Source organism: Parafilimonas terrae, assembly GCF_900115755.1.
GTDB classification, from domain to species: Bacteria; Bacteroidota; Bacteroidia; order Chitinophagales; family Chitinophagaceae; genus Parafilimonas; species Parafilimonas terrae.
Window position 1 is genome coordinate 959595 of sequence record NZ_FOXQ01000001.1, and the last position, 20717, is coordinate 980311.

The window sequence follows — 20717 nt, forward strand, 5'->3', positions numbered from 1 at the left end:
TTATTTCCTGAAAATATTAGTTCAACCTCTATTTAATAATCAACAGCCAACCCTTATTCTTCTGTACGGGTATTGCATCATTCACGCTAAACGTTTTTGCAGGTTGAAAATTTTTAATCTCCGGCGCTGTTATTGTTGCTTTAGAAGCATCAATACCAAGCTGCTTCCAGTCAATTTTTAATTGCACATTCACATCATTATTAGCCCAGCTTGCAATGGATATTAATGCTTTGCCATCTTTTTTATAAACCGTTGCCAGCACTTTATCATTCGTAGTTTTTACAGGACAGTTGCTGCTCCAGTAACCTATCATTTTTGTGCCCTGCATGCCAAACTCATCCCATACTTTCCATATAGGCCTTGGGTCTGCATTGTCGCTCCACGGCATACGGTTGGTCATGCCATAAATCATGCCGCGCCAGGCATTGCCGCCATCCTGCAGCATTTCACCCATTAAGCCAAATGGAATGCCACTCACTTCGGTTAAAAAGAAATCAGGGCTGTTCTTTTCATAATCAAAATATTCGCCAAACCATAAACGGTTGAGATAAGGAAAATGCTCCATGTATAAATTGGCGCTGTTATTAAAGCCATCGTTTTTATTATATTGATTGGCGGAATGTAAATCAATAATGCCCGGATGGCCATCAGCCGTTAATACACGTTTAATGCGTTTCATGGTAATGCGGTCAAATGCAACATCATCCAAATAAATACCATCAATGCCCACATTCTGCGTAAGCCAGTTCATGCCTTCAACATAATAATTATGCCAGCGGTTCATGCCGCTGTTGATGATGGCTGCATCGTTTAATTCAGGCACAAACCATGCGGCTATATAATCGCTGTCAAGATGTTCCTGCAGCCAGCTAAAACCTCCGCCTTTGCCTGGCGAATAAATCTCATGGCCAAGGCTTCTCAATGCATATAATTCATAAGCGCGGTTTGACAGTTCACGCACTGTATTATAGATTTTTACTTTCAGCCCAATAGCATGAGCTGAATCTATATACGCTTTCATCTCTTTCCATGCAATGAAAGGATAATTGATATAAGGATTGATTGGTGTAGCATGATGAATGTTTACAACAGTTGCTCCGGTGGCCTTAATGCTGTCAACATTATTATACTTATGATAGAACCTCGTTGCCCATTGAAAATCTGTATTAATGATATGAAAAGGGGTTATGAGTAGATTGAAATTATAATACAAAGTATCGCCTTGCTTCATAGTTCTTGCGCCACTGTAATTGTTTGCCAGCACAGCTTCGCCTTTTTGAAAAACATCTATGCCGCCTTTATCATCATTGCCCCACGACGCTGGCAATAATAAAGGTTTTAATAAATAAAAATTGGTGTTGAGCGGTCGCACATATTTTTCATCGCGCAGTGAATATTGCAGGCCTGCATTTACATTGCCAATCCATGCACCATCCTGATTTTTATGCGCCACATCCCATTTCCAGCGTATGGTATCTGGCCTGGCTTCTCCTTTTTCGCCAAGCCCCATCATGTATTTAGCCGTTTGTTTGGTGAAGGGAATATGCAATTGAATATCCTTCAACGCAACATCTTTCATGGCAACAATTTTTACAGTGAAAGATGCAAAGCCGTCAAATTCAAGATGGCCGCAAACATTCATATTGATAGTATCGTTAGTGCTTGCTGCATTCCATTCAATTGTTCCGGGCATTTGTTTGGTTATGGTAAAACTCTTGCTTTTAAACTGCAGGTTTTTTCCATCATTATTTATAAAATGAAAATGAACGGGCTCGGTTAAAAGATTATTTGGCCTTGTTGAATACCCCGTCATTTCTTCTGTAAAAAATGTTTGAATTTGTTTGGGAAGGCCATTATCATTCAATATAATTTTTCTTCCAAGCAGGCTAATGGTTTTATCTTTTATTTCGAGCGGGATATAAGGTTTAATAACAGTATTTTCCTGCGCCAGGGTTGAGTTTAACCATTGCAGGCGTGTTTGTTTCCACGGTTCGTTTATACCACTATCTGCAAGTGTTTTATTTTCTATGAAAAGATTCACATCAACCGTTGCAGTTTCATTGGCTGCATCTTTTATAAATGCTTTGCCTTTATATAAACCTGCAGCAATGTTTGAAGGAACATTAACCAAACACCATATAGGCTGTATTTTTTTTGCAGGAATATTTACTATAAAATGAATTGGTTTAGCATCATAACTTATTCCATCTGTATTTAAACAAGATATATGTTGTGCAGCAATCTTATTTCCGTTTGATGCGGTTAAGTCACTGAAATGAACTTTTACATCCTGTAAATCTTTTAACGCAAACACACCTAATTGATAAGCAAAATTTTCACTCTTGGATGCAGTATCAGTAAAGCTTTGCTGAATGCCTTTTTCAATCCAGCGTTGCGGAAGATCATCCTTCATTTTTATGGGATGCATCCTGTCTTCAGGAAAAACAATAAAAGATTTGTTTGATGAAGACTGAATAATAGCATTGGTTTCTTTTTGCGTGGCAATTATTTCCATAGGATAAAAACTATTGAATGCATCAATAGATTCAAATGCCTTCACAGTTGCGGGCGGCACATTATAGTTGGCATCAACCGTAGTAAGCCATGTTAATGACGCAGTGGTATCAGGTTTTAAATAAACGCCTTTGGGATAATTACTCCTGCCTTCGCTTTTATATGGCATGTAATAAATGTAATAATCGCCAGCACCTGAAGTTGGTTCAAAATATATTTCACCACTTTCACGTGTTATATTATTCAGCTTAACATTTAAAACCCTTTGATTGGTTTTTGCATCCACGACAATTATTCTTTTTTGTTCAGGATGTTCATCCCGCCTTCGCCATTCAACAGCGGCTTCCGCCACATTGCCGATGCCATTAAACTGCACAAGCACGCGGTGGTTGCCAAGCGAATCTGCATTCCATGCATTAGCGCTGCTTTTGTAAGGTATTTGTTGTGCATAGATTGAACTGGCGAAAAACAAAACAGTGAATAATAAAAACGACTTCATTATTTATGCTTTAGAATAAACGATGAGGAGAACTTCGATAAAAGTACTTCAACCGCTTTTGGTTTTCACTTAACAAACGGTTGCATAAAATAAATTTTATAACCTGCTGCACAACCGCGTTAAACTCGCACAAACGTTTGAGGCTATTTAAAGTCATTCCTAAAAATTATCTTACAAAAAATTTGCAGCATGAACTTATTTATTAAAATACCTGCAATACTATTTGCATTATTGTTTGCAAATAATGTTATGGCGCAAACTTATACAGATACGATTCCGCTTGGCGGCAATGCTTATACAAATGCACCAGCGGCAATTACTGATGATGGTTTAACAAGCTGGGCAAGCCCGTCAACCATTACCAGCATTTATTTCAGGATAAATGTGCCGCAAACATTCGATGTATCATTGCGCATGCAAGCACCAAAAGGCAAAAGCGAAATAAGTGTTTCTGCAAACAATACAACTTTTAAAAAACAGTTTCAGCAGCCTGTATCTGGTGTTGTACATATTGGCAAATTCAATATTGCAAAGCCGGGTTATGTCAAGATAGATTTAAAAGGCATTAGCAAAACAGGTAATGTTTATGCCGATGTTTCAGACCTTATTATTCAATATACAAAAAAAGATACAGGCATTGTATATGTGAAGCATGGCAGCTCATTTCATTTTGGAAGAAGAGGCCCTTCTGTGCACCTGCGGTATGATGTTCCTGAAAACTTAAAGAATAATATAAGCTGGTTTTATAACGAACTTACTATTCCTGAAGGCAATGATAAACCAGGTTCTTACTTTATGGCTGATGGTTTTGGCGAAGGTTATTTTGGCATGCAGGTAAACAGTGAAACAGAAAGAAGAATTTTATTTTCGGTATGGAGCCCGTTTGATACAGATGATCCAAAATCTATTCCTGACAGCATGAAGATTGTTTTGCTAAAGAAAGGCGAAGCTGTTAACACGAATAATTTTGGCGGCGAAGGTTCCGGCGGGCAAAGCTTTATGCGCTTTAACTGGAAGGCCGGCAATACTTACGGCTTCCTGCTGCATGCCGAACCGGATAGTATTCATCGCACAACAGCATACACTGCTTACTTTAAAGATATAGCCGCAGCTAAATGGTATTTGATAGCAAGTTTTAAAAGGCCGCAAACAACAACTTACATTACACACCTGTATTCTTTCCTTGAAAATTTTATTCCTGAAACAGGCAATGAAACAAGAATGGGTTTTTATAAAAATCAATGGATAGCAAACAACAGCGGCGAATGGCATGAATTGATAAACGCTACATTTACCATTGATGCCACTGCAAAAGGGGGTTACCGTAAAGATTATGCAGGCGGTGTTGACGGCGATAAATTCTTTTTGAAAAATGATGGGTTCTTTAATGAATTTGTGCAGCCCTATCAGTCTTTTAAACGGCATGCTTCCAACAAAAAACCGGAAATTATTTTTGCGCAGTTGCCTCAACAATAAACGAAAAAATATATGAATTGTAAACGCTTGTTATTACTCAGTTTTCTCACAATTATTTTCTTTACTAATTCTTCCGCACAGCAAAAACCAAATGTAATTATTATAAATGCCGATGATCTTGGCTATGGCGATTTAAGTTGTTATGGTGCAACAAAAATACATACGCCCAATATTGATAAACTCGCTGCTTCAGGCATACGTTTCACCAACGCCCATTCATCCGCTGCCACCTGTACACCTTCAAGATATTCCCTGTTAACCGGCAAATATGCATGGCGTAAAAACGGAACAGGCATTTTGCCCGGCGATGCTGCGCTTATCATTCCAACTGATACATTAACGCTGCCTAAAGTTTTTAAACAGGCAGGTTATGCAACCGCCATTGTAGGCAAATGGCATTTGGGTTTAGGCAATACAGTAGAAAAAAACTGGAATGAACCTGTAGCACCAGGACCGCGTGAAGTGGGCTTTGATTACTCGTTTATTTTTCCGGCTACTGCCGACAGGGTGCCCACCGTTTTTCTCGAAAATCAAACAATTGTTGGTCTTGACAAAACAGACCCTATTAATGTTGATTATAAACAAAAAGTTGGCAACGATCCTACAGGTAAAGAAAATCCCGAACTATTAAAACTGAAATCTTCACCTAACCACGGGCACGACCAAACCATCGTGAATGGCATTGGCCGCATCGGTTATATGACCGGCGGAAAAACGGCGCGATGGACGGATGAAGAACTATCATTTACCTTCTTATCAAAAGCAAAAACATTCATCAATAAAAACAAACAGCAACCTTTCTTTTTATACTATGCATTAAACCAGCCGCATGTGCCGCGCATGCCTGCAACTATGTTTAAAGACACCAGTGGTTTGGGCTATCGCGGGGATGTAATAGTTGAGCTGGATTGGTGCGTTGGTGAAATAATGAAAGAGCTTACTTACCTTGGTTTGAACAAGAACACCATTATCATTTTCACCAGCGATAACGGCCCTGTGCTTGATGATGGTTACCAGGATGAAGCTGTAACAAGATCAAACGGCCATAAACCCGCAGGCCCTTTTCGCGGCGGTAAATACAGCATATTTGAAGGCGGCACAAGGATGCCATTTATTGTATCATGGCCTGGAAATATTAGGCCGGGCACTTCTGATGCGTTGGTTTGCCAGGTTGATTTTCTTGCATCTTTTGCAGGCTTGTTCAAAGAAGATATAACTGCTTTTAAAAGCGACAGTAAAGATGTACTGAATGCCTTGTTGGGAAAAGATAAGAAAGGCAGAAATTATTTGATAGAACAGGCCGGCGCTTTGGCCGTAATAAAAGATAACTGGAAATATATTGCACCAAACAATCTCAGGCCTTATGCAGAATTAACCGCTACAGAACTCGGCAATGCGCCTGTGCCGCAATTGTATGACCTCTCAAACGACATAGGTGAAACAAATAATGCTGCCAATCAATATCCCGAAAAAGTAAAAGAGCTTGAAGGGCTTCTTCAACAGGAACGCAGTAAACAATTTTAAATTGACTGATCTTATCAAATACGGTTATGCGGTTTATTAAAATTATATGTATTGCTTTTTCAATGTCAGTTGCTGCAACAACATATTGCCAAACAAATGAAGGGCAACAGGAAAGGGCTTATCTTATTAAAACAATGACTGCTATTGCCAACCCGGTTTTAAATGCATTAAGTAAAAATGAATTAAAGAAAAAAATGCCCGTTGAAGCGAAAGCTGATGACAGGCAGAACTATACTTATCTTGAAGCATTTGGCAGGCTTTTATCAGGCATGGCGCCATGGCTTGAATTAGGTGCAGATAGCACGGAAGAAGGAAGATTAAGAGCTAAATATATTCAGCTGGCAGAAATATGTTTGGATAATGCTACCAACCCCTCATCGCCGGATTATATGAATTTTAATAAAGGAAGCCAGCCATTGGTAGATGCTGCCTTCCTGGCCGAAGCTCTGTTAAGGGCGCCGCAACAATTGTGGCAACCATTAAGTGATAAAACAAAACAAAATATCATCCAGGCTTTACAATCATCAAGGGTAATTAAGCCTTATGAAAGCAACTGGCTTTTGTTTAGTGCAATGATTGAAGCTGCTTTGCTGAAGCTGGACGGGCATTGTGATACATCGCGCATTATTTATGCCGTTAACAAACATGAAGAATGGTATAAAGGCGATGGCACGTATGGCGACGGACCAAATTTTCACTGGGATTATTATAACAGCTTTGTTATTCAGCCCATGCTAATTGAAGTGTTGGATGTATTGCAATCCAAAGACACAGCATGGAATAATCTTTATAACACTGCCATTAAACGGGCGCAGCGATATGCTGCGGTGCAGGAAAGATTGATATCTCCCGAAGCAACTTATCCACCCATTGGCAGGTCGCTGGCTTACCGTTTTGGCGCCTTTCATTTATTATCAAAAATGGCATTGATGGAAAAATTGCCTGCATATATAACGCCACAACAAGTGCGTGCCGCATTATACAATGTGGTGAAAAAACAAGTTTCCATGCCGGGCACTTTTGATAACAACGGCTGGCTGCAAATAGGCATAGCCGGTCATCAGCCGGGCATTGGCGAAGGGTATATTTCAACAGGCAGTTTGTATTTATGTTCTGAAGCATTTTTAATATTAGGCTTGCCATCAAGCCATCATTTCTGGAATGGAGATGATGAAGACTGGACATCAAAAAAAATATGGAAAGGTGTTGATGTGCAAACAGACCATGCAGAAGATTAGTTATACGGGCATACTATATTTTAATAAATGAAATTTACTTAACTGCATAGAATTTAATGATGATAAAACATATTCTCTTCTTTAGTGTTTTTACATTAGCCGGCATTTGTGCGGCAGCACAAAACAAGCCCAATATTGTTTACATACTCGCAGATGATTTGGGTTATGGCGATATTGGATGTTATGGCCAGCAAAAGATTGAAACACCCAACATTGATGCTTTGGCAAAAGAAGGCAAACGCTTTACACAGCATTATGCATTTCCCGTTTGTGCGCCATCGAGGTATTCGTTAATGACGGGTATTAATTCAGGCAAAGCTTATATACGCGGCAATGATGAATGGGAACAGCGCGGCGATGTATGGAATTTTAAAGCAATGGAAGCTAACCCGTTTCTTGAAGGGCAATTACCTATACCCGATTCCACATTTACAATTGCCGAACTTTTAAAGAATGCCGGTTATGCAACAGCGCTTGTGGGCAAATGGGGGCTGGGCACGCCTTTCAGCAATGGAGCGCCAAACAAACAAGGCTTCGATTATTTCTACGGGTTTATTTGCCAGCGCCAGGACCATACGTATTACAGCGGCCATTTATGGGAGAATGAAATGCGTGTGCCGCTGAACAATAAAATTGTTGATCCGCAAGTCCGTTTTCCAAAAGATAAGGATTCACTGGATGAAAAGAACTATGAAGGGTATCAGCAAAAAGATTATGCACCAGACTTTTTAATTAAAGCCGCATTGAATTTTATTGACAAACAAATAGACAAACCTTTCTTTCTTTATTATGCTTCACCGCTGCCGCATGTATCGCTGCAGGCGCCAAAGAAATGGGTGGATTATTATCATAAAAAATTTGGCGATGAAAAGCCTTACATGGGCGGAAGCTATTTTCCATGCCGTTATCCAAGGGCCACATACGCAGCCATGATAGCAACGCTGGATGAGCAGGTGGGGCAGATAGTTGCCGCATTAAAAAAGAAAGGTTTGTATAATAATACGATCATTATGTTTTGCAGCGATAACGGACCTTCATTCGGTGGCGTTGGCGTGGATGCACCTTACTTTAACAGCGGCGGTTTATTTAAAAGCGAATCGGGCTGGGGCAAAGGCTCTGTGCATGAAGGCGGCATTCGCGAACCATTTATTGTTTCATGGCCGGGAAAAATAAAGGCAGGCACAACATCCAATATGGTTTCTTCAACTATCGATGTGATGCCCACGTTTTGCGAACTGCTGCATATTCCTTCACCAAAAAATATTGATGGTATAAGCATATTGCCGGAGATATTAAACAAACAACAAACACAGCAGCATCCTTATTTATACTGGGAATATCCTGAATACGGTGGCCAGGTGGCAGTGCGCATAAACAACTGGAAAGGGGTGATACTAAACATCAGCAAAGGAAATATGCAATGGCAGTTGTTTGACCTGGATAAAGATATACAGGAGCAACATGATGTAGCAGCGCAGCATGCTGATATTATTAAACAGATGGATGCCATTGTAAAAAAAGAACATCATACGCCTGAAGTAAGCACTTTCTTAATGCCTGCGCTGGAAGAGAAGTATAGCAATAAAGCAAACTGATTGTTTTCGCTGTTGCAGGTTTTATTTAAAAAAGTATAACAGCCATGCAATCCTGTTCACCTGAATAGTAAGCTTCAACATTTTCGTTTTCCTGCTTACATTAGCCACATGAAATGCATACTTTCTTTTTTATTTACGCTCACCATACTGCAATTGCATGCACAGCCCGCTGATAATACGGCTTACATTAAAAGCAATTATAGCAAGAAAGAATTCCGCATAACCATGCGGGATGGTATAAAACTTTTTACGTCGGTTTATATACCTAAAGATTCTTCGCAGCAATACCCGGTATTATTGCAAAGGACGCCTTATTCTGTGGCGCCTTATGGTGAAGATAATTTCAAGAGAAGCCTTGGGCCTAACGCATTATTTATAAAAGAAAAATACATTTTTGTTTACCAGGATGTTCGGGGCAGGCATTTGAGCGAAGGTGAATTTAAAGAAATGACACCGGCCATTGCCAACAAAAAAGATAATACCCAGGTTGATGAAAGCAGCGACACGTATGATACCATCGACTGGCTTTTGAAAAACATTCATAACAATAACGGCAAGGTTGGCATTTATGGCATTTCATATCCCGGCTTTTATGCAACTGCTTCTTTGCCCGGTGCGCACCCTGCATTAAAAGCAGCATCGCCACAGGCACCTGTTACTGATGAATTTGATGGTGATGACGCCAATCACCGCGGCGCCTTTTTCGTGATGGATAATTTTGGTTTCCTGAATTTTTTTGATGCGCCGAGAACCGGCCCCAGGCAAAGAAACCCGCCTGTTGATTCAACGCTTGAAATAAAAGATGCGTATGATTTTTATTTAAAGGCAGGCGCATTACATAACCTCAATGACCTCTACTTTCATAACAAATCAAAAATATGGAATGAGTATCTTGAACATTCAACGAAAGATGCATATTGGCAGGCGAGAAACATCCGTGCACATTTAAAAAATATAAAGCCTGCTACATTAGTTGTGGGCGGCTGGTTTGATGCGGAAGATATGTTTGGCGCATTAAATACTTACAAAGCCATTGAACAGCAGAATGTAAAAAACGATAACCGCTTGGTGATGGGGCCATGGACGCATGGCGCATGGGAAAGGCCGCAATGGAACCGCTTTGCGGGTTATGATTTTGGCGGCGACCTTAATGCAAAATACCAGCAACTGGAATTTGATTTTTTTAATTATTACCTGAAAGGCAAAGGCCATTTTAATGAAGGCGAAGCCACTATTTTTATAACCGGCAGTAATGAATGGAAAACATTTAATACATGGCCGCCAAAGAATATCAAACAAGCAACATGGAGCCTTGATAAAGATCATAAACTTTTATTACAGAAAGCAAACACTTCAGGGAAAGATGAATATGTTTCTGATCCCGCTAATCCTGTTCCCTATATTGATAAGCGCAGTGATGACCGCGTAAATGAATACATGGCTGCTGACCAAACCTTTGCTTCCAATCGCAACGACGTTGTGTATTATACAGGTGATGTTTTAAATAATGATATAACATTGCTTGGCCCTGTTACAGCCAATTTATCGGTAAGCTTAAGCGGCACCGATGCAGATTTTATAGTGAAGGTGATTGATGTGTTGCCCGGCAGCAATGTTCAGCAATTAGTGCGTGCAGAAATTATACGAGGCAAATTTCGCAACAGTTTTGAAAAGCCTGAACCATTTGTTCCCAACCAGCCAACAAAGGTTAAACTGGAGCTGAATGATGTGGCGCATACTTTTTTAAAGGGCCATAAGATTATGGTACAAATTCAGAGCTCGTGGTTTCCATTGGTTGACAGAAACCCGCAACAGTTCATTAATATTCCTACAGCAAAGGATAGCGATTTTAAGAAAGAAACGATCACCATTTTGCATGATGATGCACATCCTTCGTTTATTGAAGTGAGTGAAGCAGTGAAGTAATTATGAATTTGAAACCGTAGCTGATAGCTGTAATTAAGATGCAGTGTTGCGACGCAACCGTGATGCTGCTTGTTCATTTGCCGGTAACATAAAAAATAAAAAGCTGCGTAGTGCATACTACGCAGCTTTTCAAAGTTTCGCACAGAGCAAAGGAGTAAGCAGCGTACATCTCCGTTTGCTCCGTTTTCTTTGTGCTAAAGAATTTTACCAGTTGCTAAAACGAAGACCAACCGTGTATGGATATTGTTTTGCATCTTCAAACAAAGTGTTGATGCTGTAACTGCCATATATGCGTACCGGGCCAAGACCAACTTCAGCAACGTAGGCAAACATCCAGTCGTTAAGATCGAAGGCATCGTGGTTTTTTTGTTTGCCGCGCTCATCGCTTATTTGTTTTGAATGGGTGAATATGCGGTAGCCGGCGCTTACGCCTGCGCTAAAATTAAGCCCGTGACGGCGATGCGGAAACGGGTTTATATTAAGCATGAACGGCACTGTTGCATACCCTGCATACAGCTTGTTTTTTGAAAAATCAACTGTATCCATTATTACATAAGGTGCCTGTTCCTGGAAAGAAATATTGCTGTTATAACGATAATTATACATGTTTAAACCAAGGCCATACTTTAAATTAACCACATGTTTTGTTACATTAAGTTTTTGCATAAACAGCCAGATATTTACATTGGATGACTTGCCTGTAATAAGCTTAAGGTCTTTCTTATTAATACCGGCATCTGCAAAGTCTGCGGCATCAGGGCTGTTATACACCGTTTTATCGTTATAGTTTGCAAAGCCAAGGTCGAAGATGAGATAATTGGTGCTGATGAGTCTGTTTGGACGTGGGTTAACATATCCTCTTCTTTTTGGTATATTGATGATCGTATAATCTTCGCGCCCCGGCGGCAAACTATCGTTGTATGTATTCCTGTCTTTATTATTTCTTATGATGATAAAATTGCCTACAAACACCGTGTCTTCTGTGGATGGTTTTGTGGTTGTATCGGTTTGGGCAAAGGTTGCCAGCGATGACAGCATGATTATTCCTGCGAGTAATATCCGTTTCATTCGTACAAGTTTTATTTTTTAATGGTCTCATGGAACCTCGCTATGTGCATTTTCCTAGTGCGAGAAAAATCATTCATGCTCGGTTTCATTCGTACAAGTTTTATTTTTTAATGGTCTCATGGAACCTCGCTATAAACATTTCCCGGTGTGAGAAAAAATTATTCATGCTCGGTTTCATTATATTATTGCTTTTGCGTTGTTATTGTTTTTTTGTGTCTATTTCAAAATTGGCAACCTGCAGTTTGCCATCTTCATTTTCGTTATTATTTGATTTGCTGAATAAGCGGCCTGCTTTTTTAAAGAAGCCTTTTACCTTGTCTTTGTTAAGGTCGAGCATGCCTATGCGAAGAGAGCGGTCTTCATCATTCGTATTGATTTCCTTATAGGCAACATTATACACTTTATAACCGTTTTGAAGTTCATTATCTTCTTTTGCCGGGGCTTGCAAAGCTGCCACATCATTTTGCTGATGATTGCCTGTTTGCGCCGGATTGCTTGCCACGTCATGCTTCTCAGCCGGTGGTTCTTTTAATTGTTGGGCAATGTTGTTACTGTTATTGCGCTTAACAATAGGTGGTTCGTAGGCCACTTCATCCTGTTGTTGCTGTATATTATTTTCAACAGGCCTCGTTGTTGCAGTAACATCTTTTTTCTTTTTAATAACAGGTGTTGACGCAATAGCTTTTTGTTCGGGTTTTTCAGTCACAGTTTTTTCGGCAACAACAGGTTCCTGTTTCACTTGTTCCTTAATACTATCTGTTGTAACAGGTTTTTCAGCTAAAGTATTTTGCGTTGGCTGTTTTATTGGCGCCGGTTTGTTTATGGCAACCGGTTGCTGAACATTATTTTCAGGCCGCATCATCCAAACGCCAACACCGCATAAACCAATAAACACCGCGGCTGCCGCCCAATACAAAGGTTTTAAATAAGCTGTTCTTCTTTTCTCTGTTCGGTATAAGTCTTCTTTATTGCCGTAGCTTATTACTTCAGGTGCAAGTACAGCCTGTTTTAAAGTAATAAATTCATCCTGCAATTTCGGGTGCTGCAATACATATTTTTCAACTTCTGCACGTTTGGCCGGGCTTAGTTCATTATCAATGTATAGTAAAAAAAATTCTTCGTAATTCGTTTCATTAATGCTATGGCCTTCTGTTCTTAACAGGCCTTCTTTATTATCAAACGAAATACTTTCAGGAGTAAGTTTTGTATGTAAGAGCATTTCCAGCTCAACAGCAAGATCAGGGTTTTGCTGAACGAAATTTTCAACTGCATGCTGTTGTGCGGCGTCAAGTTCGCCATCTACATACAGTAAAAAGAATTCTTCGTAATTATTTCTGTTGATTGTTTGCATTTTAAAAAAATTTAAGCTTACAACACATTTTCAGGTTTTACCAAATAATTGCGCAGGTTTAATCTTGCACGGTGCAGGTAAACTTTTACCTGGCTTTCATTCAGTCCTGTAATTTGTCCAATTTCCTCATAGCTATAGCCTTCATAATCTTTCAGCAATACCAAACTTCTTTGCGTTTCATTCAGCGTATTCAATGCATCCTGCAAATTCTTTTTCAGGTTCGGCGCCGGCTGGCTGTATGTTTTTGTTTCAGCGCTAAACTCGTCTTTTAAACTTATCCTTTTTACTTTTCTTATATGGTCGATCATTTGATTGTATGCCACCGTAAACAAAAAGGCTTTCGACTTTTCGGCGTTCACGGTTTCAAGATTACGCCATAATTTTTCAAAAGCAGTTTGAACAATATCTTTTGCATCTTCCTCATGCCGCAGGTTTTTCACAATAAAGCGAAAAACATTGTCAGCATATTGGTTAACGCACTCATTATAGTCCCGTTCGGTCATAAATGCTCTTTAAAAAGCTGTAAAATTAATATTCGAAAACTTGAATTTATTATTGTACGGATAAACGGATGAAATGTTACAACAACTGGTGTTTTTTTGTTTTTGCCCTGAAAATGATAATTTATACAGCAATCGCCTATTTTGTAGTAACATCCTGTGGAAAATTAACAAAATTGCCCCGGCAATATGCTTTTAACTTTGTAGCATGACTAAACCTTCACAGGCATATCTTGATAAATTGCAGCAGATACTTACTGACTGTAATTACACCATTCGTTACGAGCGGGGTACATTCCAGAGTGGCTGGTGCCTGCTTGAGCAGAAAAGAATTGTGGTGTTAAATAAATTTCTCGATGTTGAGGGCAGAATAAACACGCTGTCTGAAATTATTCCACAGGTGCAGGTAGATTTTGATAAGCTTACGCTTGAAAGCCAGAAGCTTTATACAGAAATCATGAATAAGCAAACCTCGCTGGCTTTTTAAGCCCTGCCTTTAATTTGGGTGTTTTTCCAGGTCTTGCAATGCCGTTATATTACAGCAATTCCCACCTATAAACTTTTTACCTTTGGTTGTATTATTGTATTTGCTGTATGGAAGCTTATGGTAAAATTTTGCTGATTGCAATGCCTGCTTTTCTGTTGCTTGTTTTGTTCGAAAAATGGTATGGCTGGTACAAAGGAAATGACACGGTCCGCGGCATGGATATGATCAGCAGCCTCAGCAGCGGCATTACCAACGTAACTAAAGATGTGCTTGGCTTAAGCATTACTATTCTCACTTACGACTGGCTTGTAAACAAGATTGCCATTTACCATATTCAATCAACCGTATGGACTTACATTATTGCATTTATTGTGATAGACTTTGCCGGTTATTGGGTGCATAGGATCGATCATAAAATAAACATTTTCTGGAACAGCCATCTGGTGCACCACAGCAGCGAAGAATTCAACCTTGCCTGCGCTTTAAGACAAAGTATTTCTGTATTTATCCGCCTGTTTACTTTTCTATTGATACCCGCAGCTTTATTTGGCGTTCCAACAGAAGTTATTGCCATTGTTGCACCTATACAATTGTTTGCACAATTCTGGTACCATACAAGGCATATAAAAAAGATGGGGATTTTGGAGAAGATAATTGTAACGCCATCGCATCATCGCGTGCATCATGCGCTCAATCCTGAATACATTGATAAAAACCTTTCGCAGATATTTATTATATGGGACAAAATTTTCGGGACCTTCCAGGAAGAGTTGCCCGATAAACCACCGGTTTATGGCATTACAAGGCCGGTAAGCACATGGAACCCTATCGCTATAAATTTTCAACATTTATGGCTATTGATAAAAGATGCATGGCGTACAAAAAGCTGGAAAGACAAACTGCGTATATGGTTTATGCCAACCGGCTGGCGGCCAAATGATGTTGCTGAAAAATACTCCGTTTATAAAATTGAAGATGCTTACAATTTTGAAAAATATAACCCCGCATCATCAACATTATTATATGCCTGGAGCTGGGTGCAGTTAAGTGTTTTATTGCTTTTGATTAGCTGGCTGTTTGGCAATCTTGCATCAATTGGCAGCCCGGCCATGTTTATTTATGGCGCTTTTATTTTTATTGATGTATATGCTTTTACTGAATTAATGAACCGCAATAAATATGCATTAGCGTGGGAGCTTATAAAATGCATTGCAGGCATTGGCATTATTTATTATTATGGCAACTGGTTTGGCGCTGATGCAATTCTGTCCTGGATAAACATAGCATTAATCGTTTACTTCATCATTGCATTGATTGCTACTATTTGGTTTGTTTTAGTTGATTTTAATAAGGATGATACAGCAGTCGTTAAAACAGTTACTGCTCAAAATGTATAAGTTTTAGCAAGTGATCAGCCCTTTGAAAAATATTTTATTTCTTCTTCAAGATTCAAATAAGGATGGCGTTGCAAAATATCTTTTGCTTTTTCCAGTTGCTGCTGCAAAAATTTTTTATGTAAAGATGATTGCGAATTGAAAGGCTTATGCTTTTTGGCAATAACAATTTTCTTTATTTCTTCAACCAATTCTTTTGTTGATTGACTAAAACAGGTTTCAGAAAATTTATCCAGTACAAATTGCGTTGCTGCATAATTGGGATGCGCCAGGTCAACATCATAAAAACGGTAATCCCGCAACACATCAATTACCAGTTCATACGCAGGAAAATAATACAGCTTGTCAAATTTATTTACCAAATGATGCACCGCTTCTATCAGCCTTGCCTTACTGCGGTTATTATCAACAACGCCATCCCTTAAATGACGCACGGGGCTTATGGTAAAAATTATTTTAAGCTTTGGGTTGAAATAAAAAAGCCGGTGAATTACCGTGTCAAAAGTTGTTATGATTTCTTCAATGGTATTAAGGTGCTTAATAAAGTTTTGTGCAGGCGCTTTATGGCAATTAGCCACCTCATTTGGTTCTACATAAAATGCTGAACCTTGTACAAGTTTATATGTAAATGCTGAGCCCAATGTTATAATCAACCAATCAGCATGTTTTAAAAAAGCATGCGCCTGTTGCTGGCTGTTATTAATGGCATTTAAGCATGCCTCTTTATCAATATTTGAAAAACGGCTGTGGTGCTGCCAGCTATTCCACGCTTCATTCAAATAGAATAAATCATTTTCTGCGTACGCTTTATTTTCAATGTACGACAACAGGCTTGAAGCAACACTTTGCGGATCGAACAAAATACCGTTTGGGTTTTGCAGCGCATTAAACTTTGATTCAATTAAAAAGTTACCGATATGTTCTGTAAAACATGAACCCGTTAATACAATCTTATCCCTGTATGATATAGAAGGTTCAAGTGGTTTGATATTAATGTTTGCAAAAAACTGCATGTATTATATAAAAATTTCGTTTGCAATAGCGATGCTTTTTTGTAAAGCTTCTTCATTCAATTTACCTGTCACATTTTTCTGTTTGAAATATTCAATCAAATAAAGCGTATCCATATTACCAACAAGTTTATCCTGCGCCATGGGGCAACCGCCAATGCCTTTTAAGGCGCCATCAAATCTTAAACAGCCGGCATTAAAAGCAGCATTTAATTTCTCTTTCCTGTTGTGAGCGGATGAATGTAAATGCACGCCAATTTCTATAGAAGCATATTTTTGAATTAAAGTGGCGCAAGCAGTCTTTATTTGTTCAGGCGTTGCAATACCAATGGTGTCTGCCAGTGAAATAATTTTTATATCCCTTTGCACCAATGCATCGGCCCAATGCAATAAAATATCTTCATTATAAGTATCGCCGTAAGGATTACCGAATGCCATGCTTAAATAAACAACCAACGTCTTGCTATGCTGAATACAAACAGATTGAATGGCTTCAACACGCTGCAAACTTTCTTCAATGGTGCTGTTGGTATTGCGCTGCTGAAACGTTGGCGATATAGAAAAAGGGAAACCCAAATAAGTGATTACATCGTATTCAGCAGCTTCTTTCGCGCCTCTTTCATTGGCAATTATAGCAAGCAGTTTTGTTTTTGTATTACCTAATTCCAAATGCTCAATTACTTCCTTCGTATCAGCCATTTGTGGAATAGCTTTCGGCGAAACAAAGCTTCCAAAATCAATGGTATCAAAACCAACCTGCAGCAAGCTGTTGATATAATTTATTTTTTGCTGCGTTGGAATGAATGCACGCCATCCCTGCATAGCATCCCTCGGACATTCAATAAGTTTTACGGCATTATCCATTATACAAATGTAAAAGCATTGCCGTGATTGTTGCTGCAAACAAAAAAAGCATCACACAAAATGCATGATGCTTTTCTTCAATATAAAATACAAATCTTATAAAATCTTAATGCCTAAGCCAAATTGCAAGGCTTGGCTTTTCCATTTATCAGAATTGGTTACATCACTAATATTGTTTAAGCCAATATTATAACGTCCATATACTTTAATTACTCCAACATTTAATTGTGCGCCCAAAACAGCCGCTACATCGCCTCCTTTAAATGCATCGCCTATTTCTTCGCCAAGTTTCTGATCTTTATTCATTAACACACTAAACTGTGGCCCAAGTTGAAAAGTAAGCAGCTTGCCTGCATTAATATTAAGTAACACCGGTATATTAAGATAATTGAGATGAACCTTGCTACCTGGTTTGCTTAGTATTATATCTGATGAATCTTTATAAGTTGTATTTGTTTGGCTGAAAAGTAGTTCAGGCTGTATGGCGATTGTTTTGCTTATGCCAAGTTCTGCATAGGCGCCAAGCACATAACCGAAATTATAGCCATCTTTAAATCTTTGCCCATCAACCTTACCAAGGTTAGCGCCTACTTTACCACCCAGGCTAAACGATTGAGCCGATGCTGCAGCAGAAAGGGCTACTATAAAACATAAAGACAAAATGATTTTTTGCATAGAATTGATTTTGATTTTTTGATCTCCAGCTAAAGAGACCGTATTAAAACGTTATAGGTTGCAATAAATTACTTAAAAAAATCCTAAAGCGGTATTATTCTACCTTTTTATGAAGATCACCTTTGTAAAGATCTCCACGTTTACGTTGCGAGTAAGCATTAATAGAATCGAATAATATTTTATTTAGTTCGGGATGCGTTTGATAATAATCGAAGCTTTTAAAAAAATCGTCTTTACTAATCTTATATAGCTGTAAAACCTGCACCATATAAGCCGTATTGAGTTGTTTAATCGAAGTATCTTTTTCTTTTTGTATGGTTGCATAATTACCGGCCTGTAGCAAGTCCCACATAACCAGCTTCATTTTATCAACCTGCATTACATTGTCAGGAATTTTTTTATCCTCCGTGCCGCAGGCTGAGAAAACAAATAAAAACCCTATACAAAACAAATACTTCATTTCATTTCCTGTTTATAAACGCCTGCATTTGAAATATCAACCGATGCTAAAATTTGCGATGCTTCTGAGCGGCTTTGCGGATCGGCTTTTTTAAATATGCCGATGTATTCCTGCGATTTTCCCTGCACTAAAAATTGTGCAATCATCGTGTTTGGGTTTTGCTGGTTAAAATCCTGCAGCGATGATAAAGATTCCAGCACACTTGCCCGTGCGCCTTCTTCATCATCATACATTTTATCAAGGCCGTCGCGATAATAACTATAAATAATATCGTGTATATTATTGTACTTGGTATTCACCATATTTTCTGAAAGCCAGTAACGGTTTCTTTGCCCGTCAAAAGGTTTCCATCCGCTTATGCCCTTTGCTTCAGGCGCATTGCTTACAATGTTCTGGGCTTTTAAGAAATAAGGATCGCCGGCTTTTGGCGAAAAGGAATCATAATCAAACCCCAAAACCATATATGCATAATAAGCAAAGATGGCTGTGAGATTAGCGCTTAGCGCATCCGTGCCCTGCACCCTGTTCTCATTAAAATTGAGTTGCTGGTATTGAACATATTTAAACTGTATATCTGCATCCTGGTAATTAACCAATGCCGTTTGATACGAAGAATTAAATACCGGCCTTGCCGCCTGAATAGCTAAACTGGCATTATAAACATTGTCACCATCAACGCTTTTTATGGTAAGAATAAAATTGCATTTTATTTTTTCCTGTGGCTGATATACATCGGTTGTCCATTTACGGCTGTTTACAAAATTGGTGAGCTGATTTTGTAAAGTGGTAAATACTGATTTATCAACTGCAGTGCCCACCTGCTGTGCCAGCACAACAACTTTAGCCTGGAATTCCTGCGCTTTAAGCAGGCTGCAGGAAATGCACATTGTTATTATCAATAAGCTTTTACGCATGTATTTTTTTAATAACAAGGTCAACAATTTTATTGGCAATTTCCTTTTTTGATGCAAGCTCCATTTCAACATTATCTCCATTGGCTGAAAAAACAGATACTTTGTTAGTGTCAAACCCAAAGCCTGCATTCGCATCCTTCAAAGAATTTAAAACAATCATGTCTGCATTCTTCTTTTCCAGCTTATCGAGTGCATGCTGTTTTTCATTGTTTGTTTCCAGTGCAAAACCAACTAAAAACTGGTGCTTTTTCCGGGCGCCTAATGTTGCCAGGATATCGTTTGTTTTAGCCAGTTCAAGCTGCAGGCTATTGTTTGTTTTCTTTATTTTTTCTGGTGCAACTGCTGCCGGCTTATAATCGGCAACTGCTGCCGCCATTATTTCAATATCCATTTCATCATGCAACTGCAAACAGGTATTATACATTTCTTCCGCAGTATTTACATTTATCACTTTAATGCCTTTGTATTTTGTTTGCTGATAAACAGGCCCGCTTACCACAGTAACATCAGCGCCTTTTTCATATAAATCTTCAGCCAATGCAAAACCCATTTTGCCGGATGAATGGTTACCTACAAAACGCACAGGATCGAGCGGTTCGTATGTGGGGCCGGCCGTTACAAGCGCTTTTTTATTTTTTAATATGTTCTGCCTGAAAAACTTTTCCTTTAAAAAAAATACGATGTTTTCAGGCTCAGCCATTCTGCCTTCGCCAATCAATCCACTGGCAAGTTCCCCGGATTCCACATCAATCAAAATATTCCCATATTCTTTTAACGCAGCAATATTTTTTTGAGTGGAAGGATGATGCCACATGTCTTCATCCATCGCCGGCGCCACTGCCACAGGACAGGTTGATGAAAGATATATGGCCAGCAGCAAATTATCGCATTGCCCATGTGCCATTTTTGCAAGGGTATTGCAGCTTAATGGCGCTATCAGCATTGCATCGGCCCAGCGGCCAAGCATTACATGATTAGCCCAGCTATCTTCATTAAAAATATCAATCAGTACTTTATTGTTGGTAAGCGTTGAAAGCACGAGCGGAGAAACAAAATCTTTTGCTGCAGGCGTCATTATCACTTTAACTTCCGCACCTTCTTTTACCAGCAGGCGTGCCAGCAATATGGACTTATAAGCTGCAATGCTTGCGCTTATACCTAATAAAATTTTTTTTCCTTTAAGCATGTTCTTTAATAAAAAATCCCCCGATGTACCGGGGGA

17 protein-coding genes are annotated in these 20717 nt (G+C 39.1%); 7 read left to right on the forward strand and 10 right to left on the reverse strand.

Going from position 1 to position 20717, the window contains the following annotated elements; genetic code table 11:
• Positions 1-28: 28 nt before the first annotated feature.
• On the reverse strand, positions 29-3013 hold the full coding sequence (locus tag BM015_RS04120) for a glycoside hydrolase domain-containing protein (protein WP_090654719.1): 2985 nt from the start codon (positions 3011-3013) through the stop codon (positions 29-31).
• A gap of 189 nt (positions 3014-3202) precedes the next feature.
• Between BM015_RS04120 and BM015_RS04125 the strand changes: the two genes are divergently transcribed.
• The 5 genes from BM015_RS04125 to BM015_RS04145 all read left to right on the forward strand — a co-directional run bounded on the left by BM015_RS04125 (position 3203) and on the right by BM015_RS04145 (position 10772).
• Positions 3203-4489: a DUF3472 domain-containing protein gene (locus BM015_RS04125; protein ID WP_090654721.1), complete on the forward strand. Its 1287-nt coding sequence runs from the start codon at positions 3203-3205 to the stop codon at positions 4487-4489.
• A gap of 12 nt (positions 4490-4501) precedes the next feature.
• Positions 4502-6013: a sulfatase family protein gene (locus tag BM015_RS04130; RefSeq protein WP_090654723.1), complete on the forward strand. Its 1512-nt coding sequence runs from the start codon at positions 4502-4504 to the stop codon at positions 6011-6013.
• A gap of 62 nt (positions 6014-6075) precedes the next feature.
• Positions 6076-7251, forward strand: coding sequence for a DUF2264 domain-containing protein (locus tag BM015_RS04135; protein WP_245751217.1), 1176 nt, complete (start codon positions 6076-6078; stop codon positions 7249-7251).
• A 56-nt stretch (positions 7252-7307) separates the two neighbouring features.
• Entirely contained in the window at positions 7308-8846 is a 1539-nt protein-coding gene (locus BM015_RS04140; RefSeq protein WP_090654727.1) for an arylsulfatase, read from the forward strand.
• A gap of 108 nt (positions 8847-8954) precedes the next feature.
• Positions 8955-10772: a CocE/NonD family hydrolase gene (locus BM015_RS04145; RefSeq protein ID WP_090654729.1), complete on the forward strand. Its 1818-nt coding sequence runs from the start codon at positions 8955-8957 to the stop codon at positions 10770-10772.
• 204 nt (positions 10773-10976) lie between these two features.
• Here the strand turns inward: BM015_RS04145 and BM015_RS04150 are convergent, their stop codons facing one another.
• The 3 genes from BM015_RS04150 to BM015_RS04160 all read right to left on the reverse strand — a co-directional run bounded on the left by BM015_RS04150 (position 10977) and on the right by BM015_RS04160 (position 13694).
• Positions 10977-11840 carry an outer membrane beta-barrel protein gene (locus tag BM015_RS04150; protein ID WP_090654731.1) on the reverse strand — a complete coding sequence of 288 codons (864 nt, stop codon included), beginning with the start codon at positions 11838-11840 and terminating at the stop codon, positions 10977-10979.
• Positions 11841-12039: 199 nt separating this feature from the next.
• A complete protein-coding gene (locus BM015_RS04155; protein ID WP_090654733.1) occupies positions 12040-13191 on the reverse strand; it encodes an anti-sigma factor family protein in 1152 nt (383 codons plus the stop codon).
• A gap of 17 nt (positions 13192-13208) precedes the next feature.
• Positions 13209-13694, reverse strand: coding sequence for an RNA polymerase sigma factor (locus BM015_RS04160; RefSeq protein WP_090654735.1), 486 nt, complete (start codon positions 13692-13694; stop codon positions 13209-13211).
• A 205-nt stretch (positions 13695-13899) separates the two neighbouring features.
• Between BM015_RS04160 and BM015_RS04165 the strand changes: the two genes are divergently transcribed.
• Together BM015_RS04165 and BM015_RS04170 are read left to right on the forward strand one after the other, a co-directional pair.
• Positions 13900-14178 carry a hypothetical protein gene (locus BM015_RS04165; protein WP_090654738.1) on the forward strand — a complete coding sequence of 93 codons (279 nt, stop codon included), beginning with the start codon at positions 13900-13902 and terminating at the stop codon, positions 14176-14178.
• A gap of 140 nt (positions 14179-14318) precedes the next feature.
• Complete coding sequence (locus BM015_RS04170; RefSeq protein WP_245751219.1) at positions 14319-15575, forward strand: sterol desaturase family protein; 1257 nt, start codon at positions 14319-14321, stop codon at positions 15573-15575.
• Between the two features lie 14 nt (positions 15576-15589).
• On the opposite strand, the gene BM015_RS04175 is transcribed toward BM015_RS04170, so the two are convergent.
• From BM015_RS04175 to coaBC, 6 genes are all read right to left on the reverse strand, one after another.
• Complete coding sequence (locus BM015_RS04175) at positions 15590-16585, reverse strand: GSCFA domain-containing protein (protein WP_090654742.1); 996 nt, start codon at positions 16583-16585, stop codon at positions 15590-15592.
• A 3-nt stretch (positions 16586-16588) separates the two neighbouring features.
• Entirely contained in the window at positions 16589-17446 is an 858-nt protein-coding gene (locus BM015_RS04180) for a beta/alpha barrel domain-containing protein (RefSeq protein ID WP_090654744.1), read from the reverse strand.
• Positions 17447-17542: 96 nt separating this feature from the next.
• Complete coding sequence (locus tag BM015_RS04185; RefSeq protein ID WP_090654746.1) at positions 17543-18121, reverse strand: outer membrane beta-barrel protein; 579 nt, start codon at positions 18119-18121, stop codon at positions 17543-17545.
• 94 nt (positions 18122-18215) lie between these two features.
• Positions 18216-18581 (reverse strand): DUF4296 domain-containing protein, encoded by a 366-nt coding sequence (locus tag BM015_RS04190; RefSeq protein WP_090654748.1) that lies wholly within the window; start codon positions 18579-18581, stop codon positions 18216-18218.
• Positions 18578-19495 carry a type IX secretion system protein PorD gene (gene porD / locus BM015_RS04195; protein WP_090655262.1) on the reverse strand — a complete coding sequence of 306 codons (918 nt, stop codon included), beginning with the start codon at positions 19493-19495 and terminating at the stop codon, positions 18578-18580. Before porD ends, BM015_RS04190 begins: the two co-directional genes overlap by 4 nt.
• Positions 19488-20681 carry a bifunctional phosphopantothenoylcysteine decarboxylase/phosphopantothenate--cysteine ligase CoaBC gene (coaBC, locus tag BM015_RS04200; RefSeq protein ID WP_090654750.1) on the reverse strand — a complete coding sequence of 398 codons (1194 nt, stop codon included), beginning with the start codon at positions 20679-20681 and terminating at the stop codon, positions 19488-19490. The genes porD and coaBC overlap by 8 nt, the downstream gene beginning before the upstream one ends.
• Positions 20682-20717: the final 36 nt, after the last annotated feature.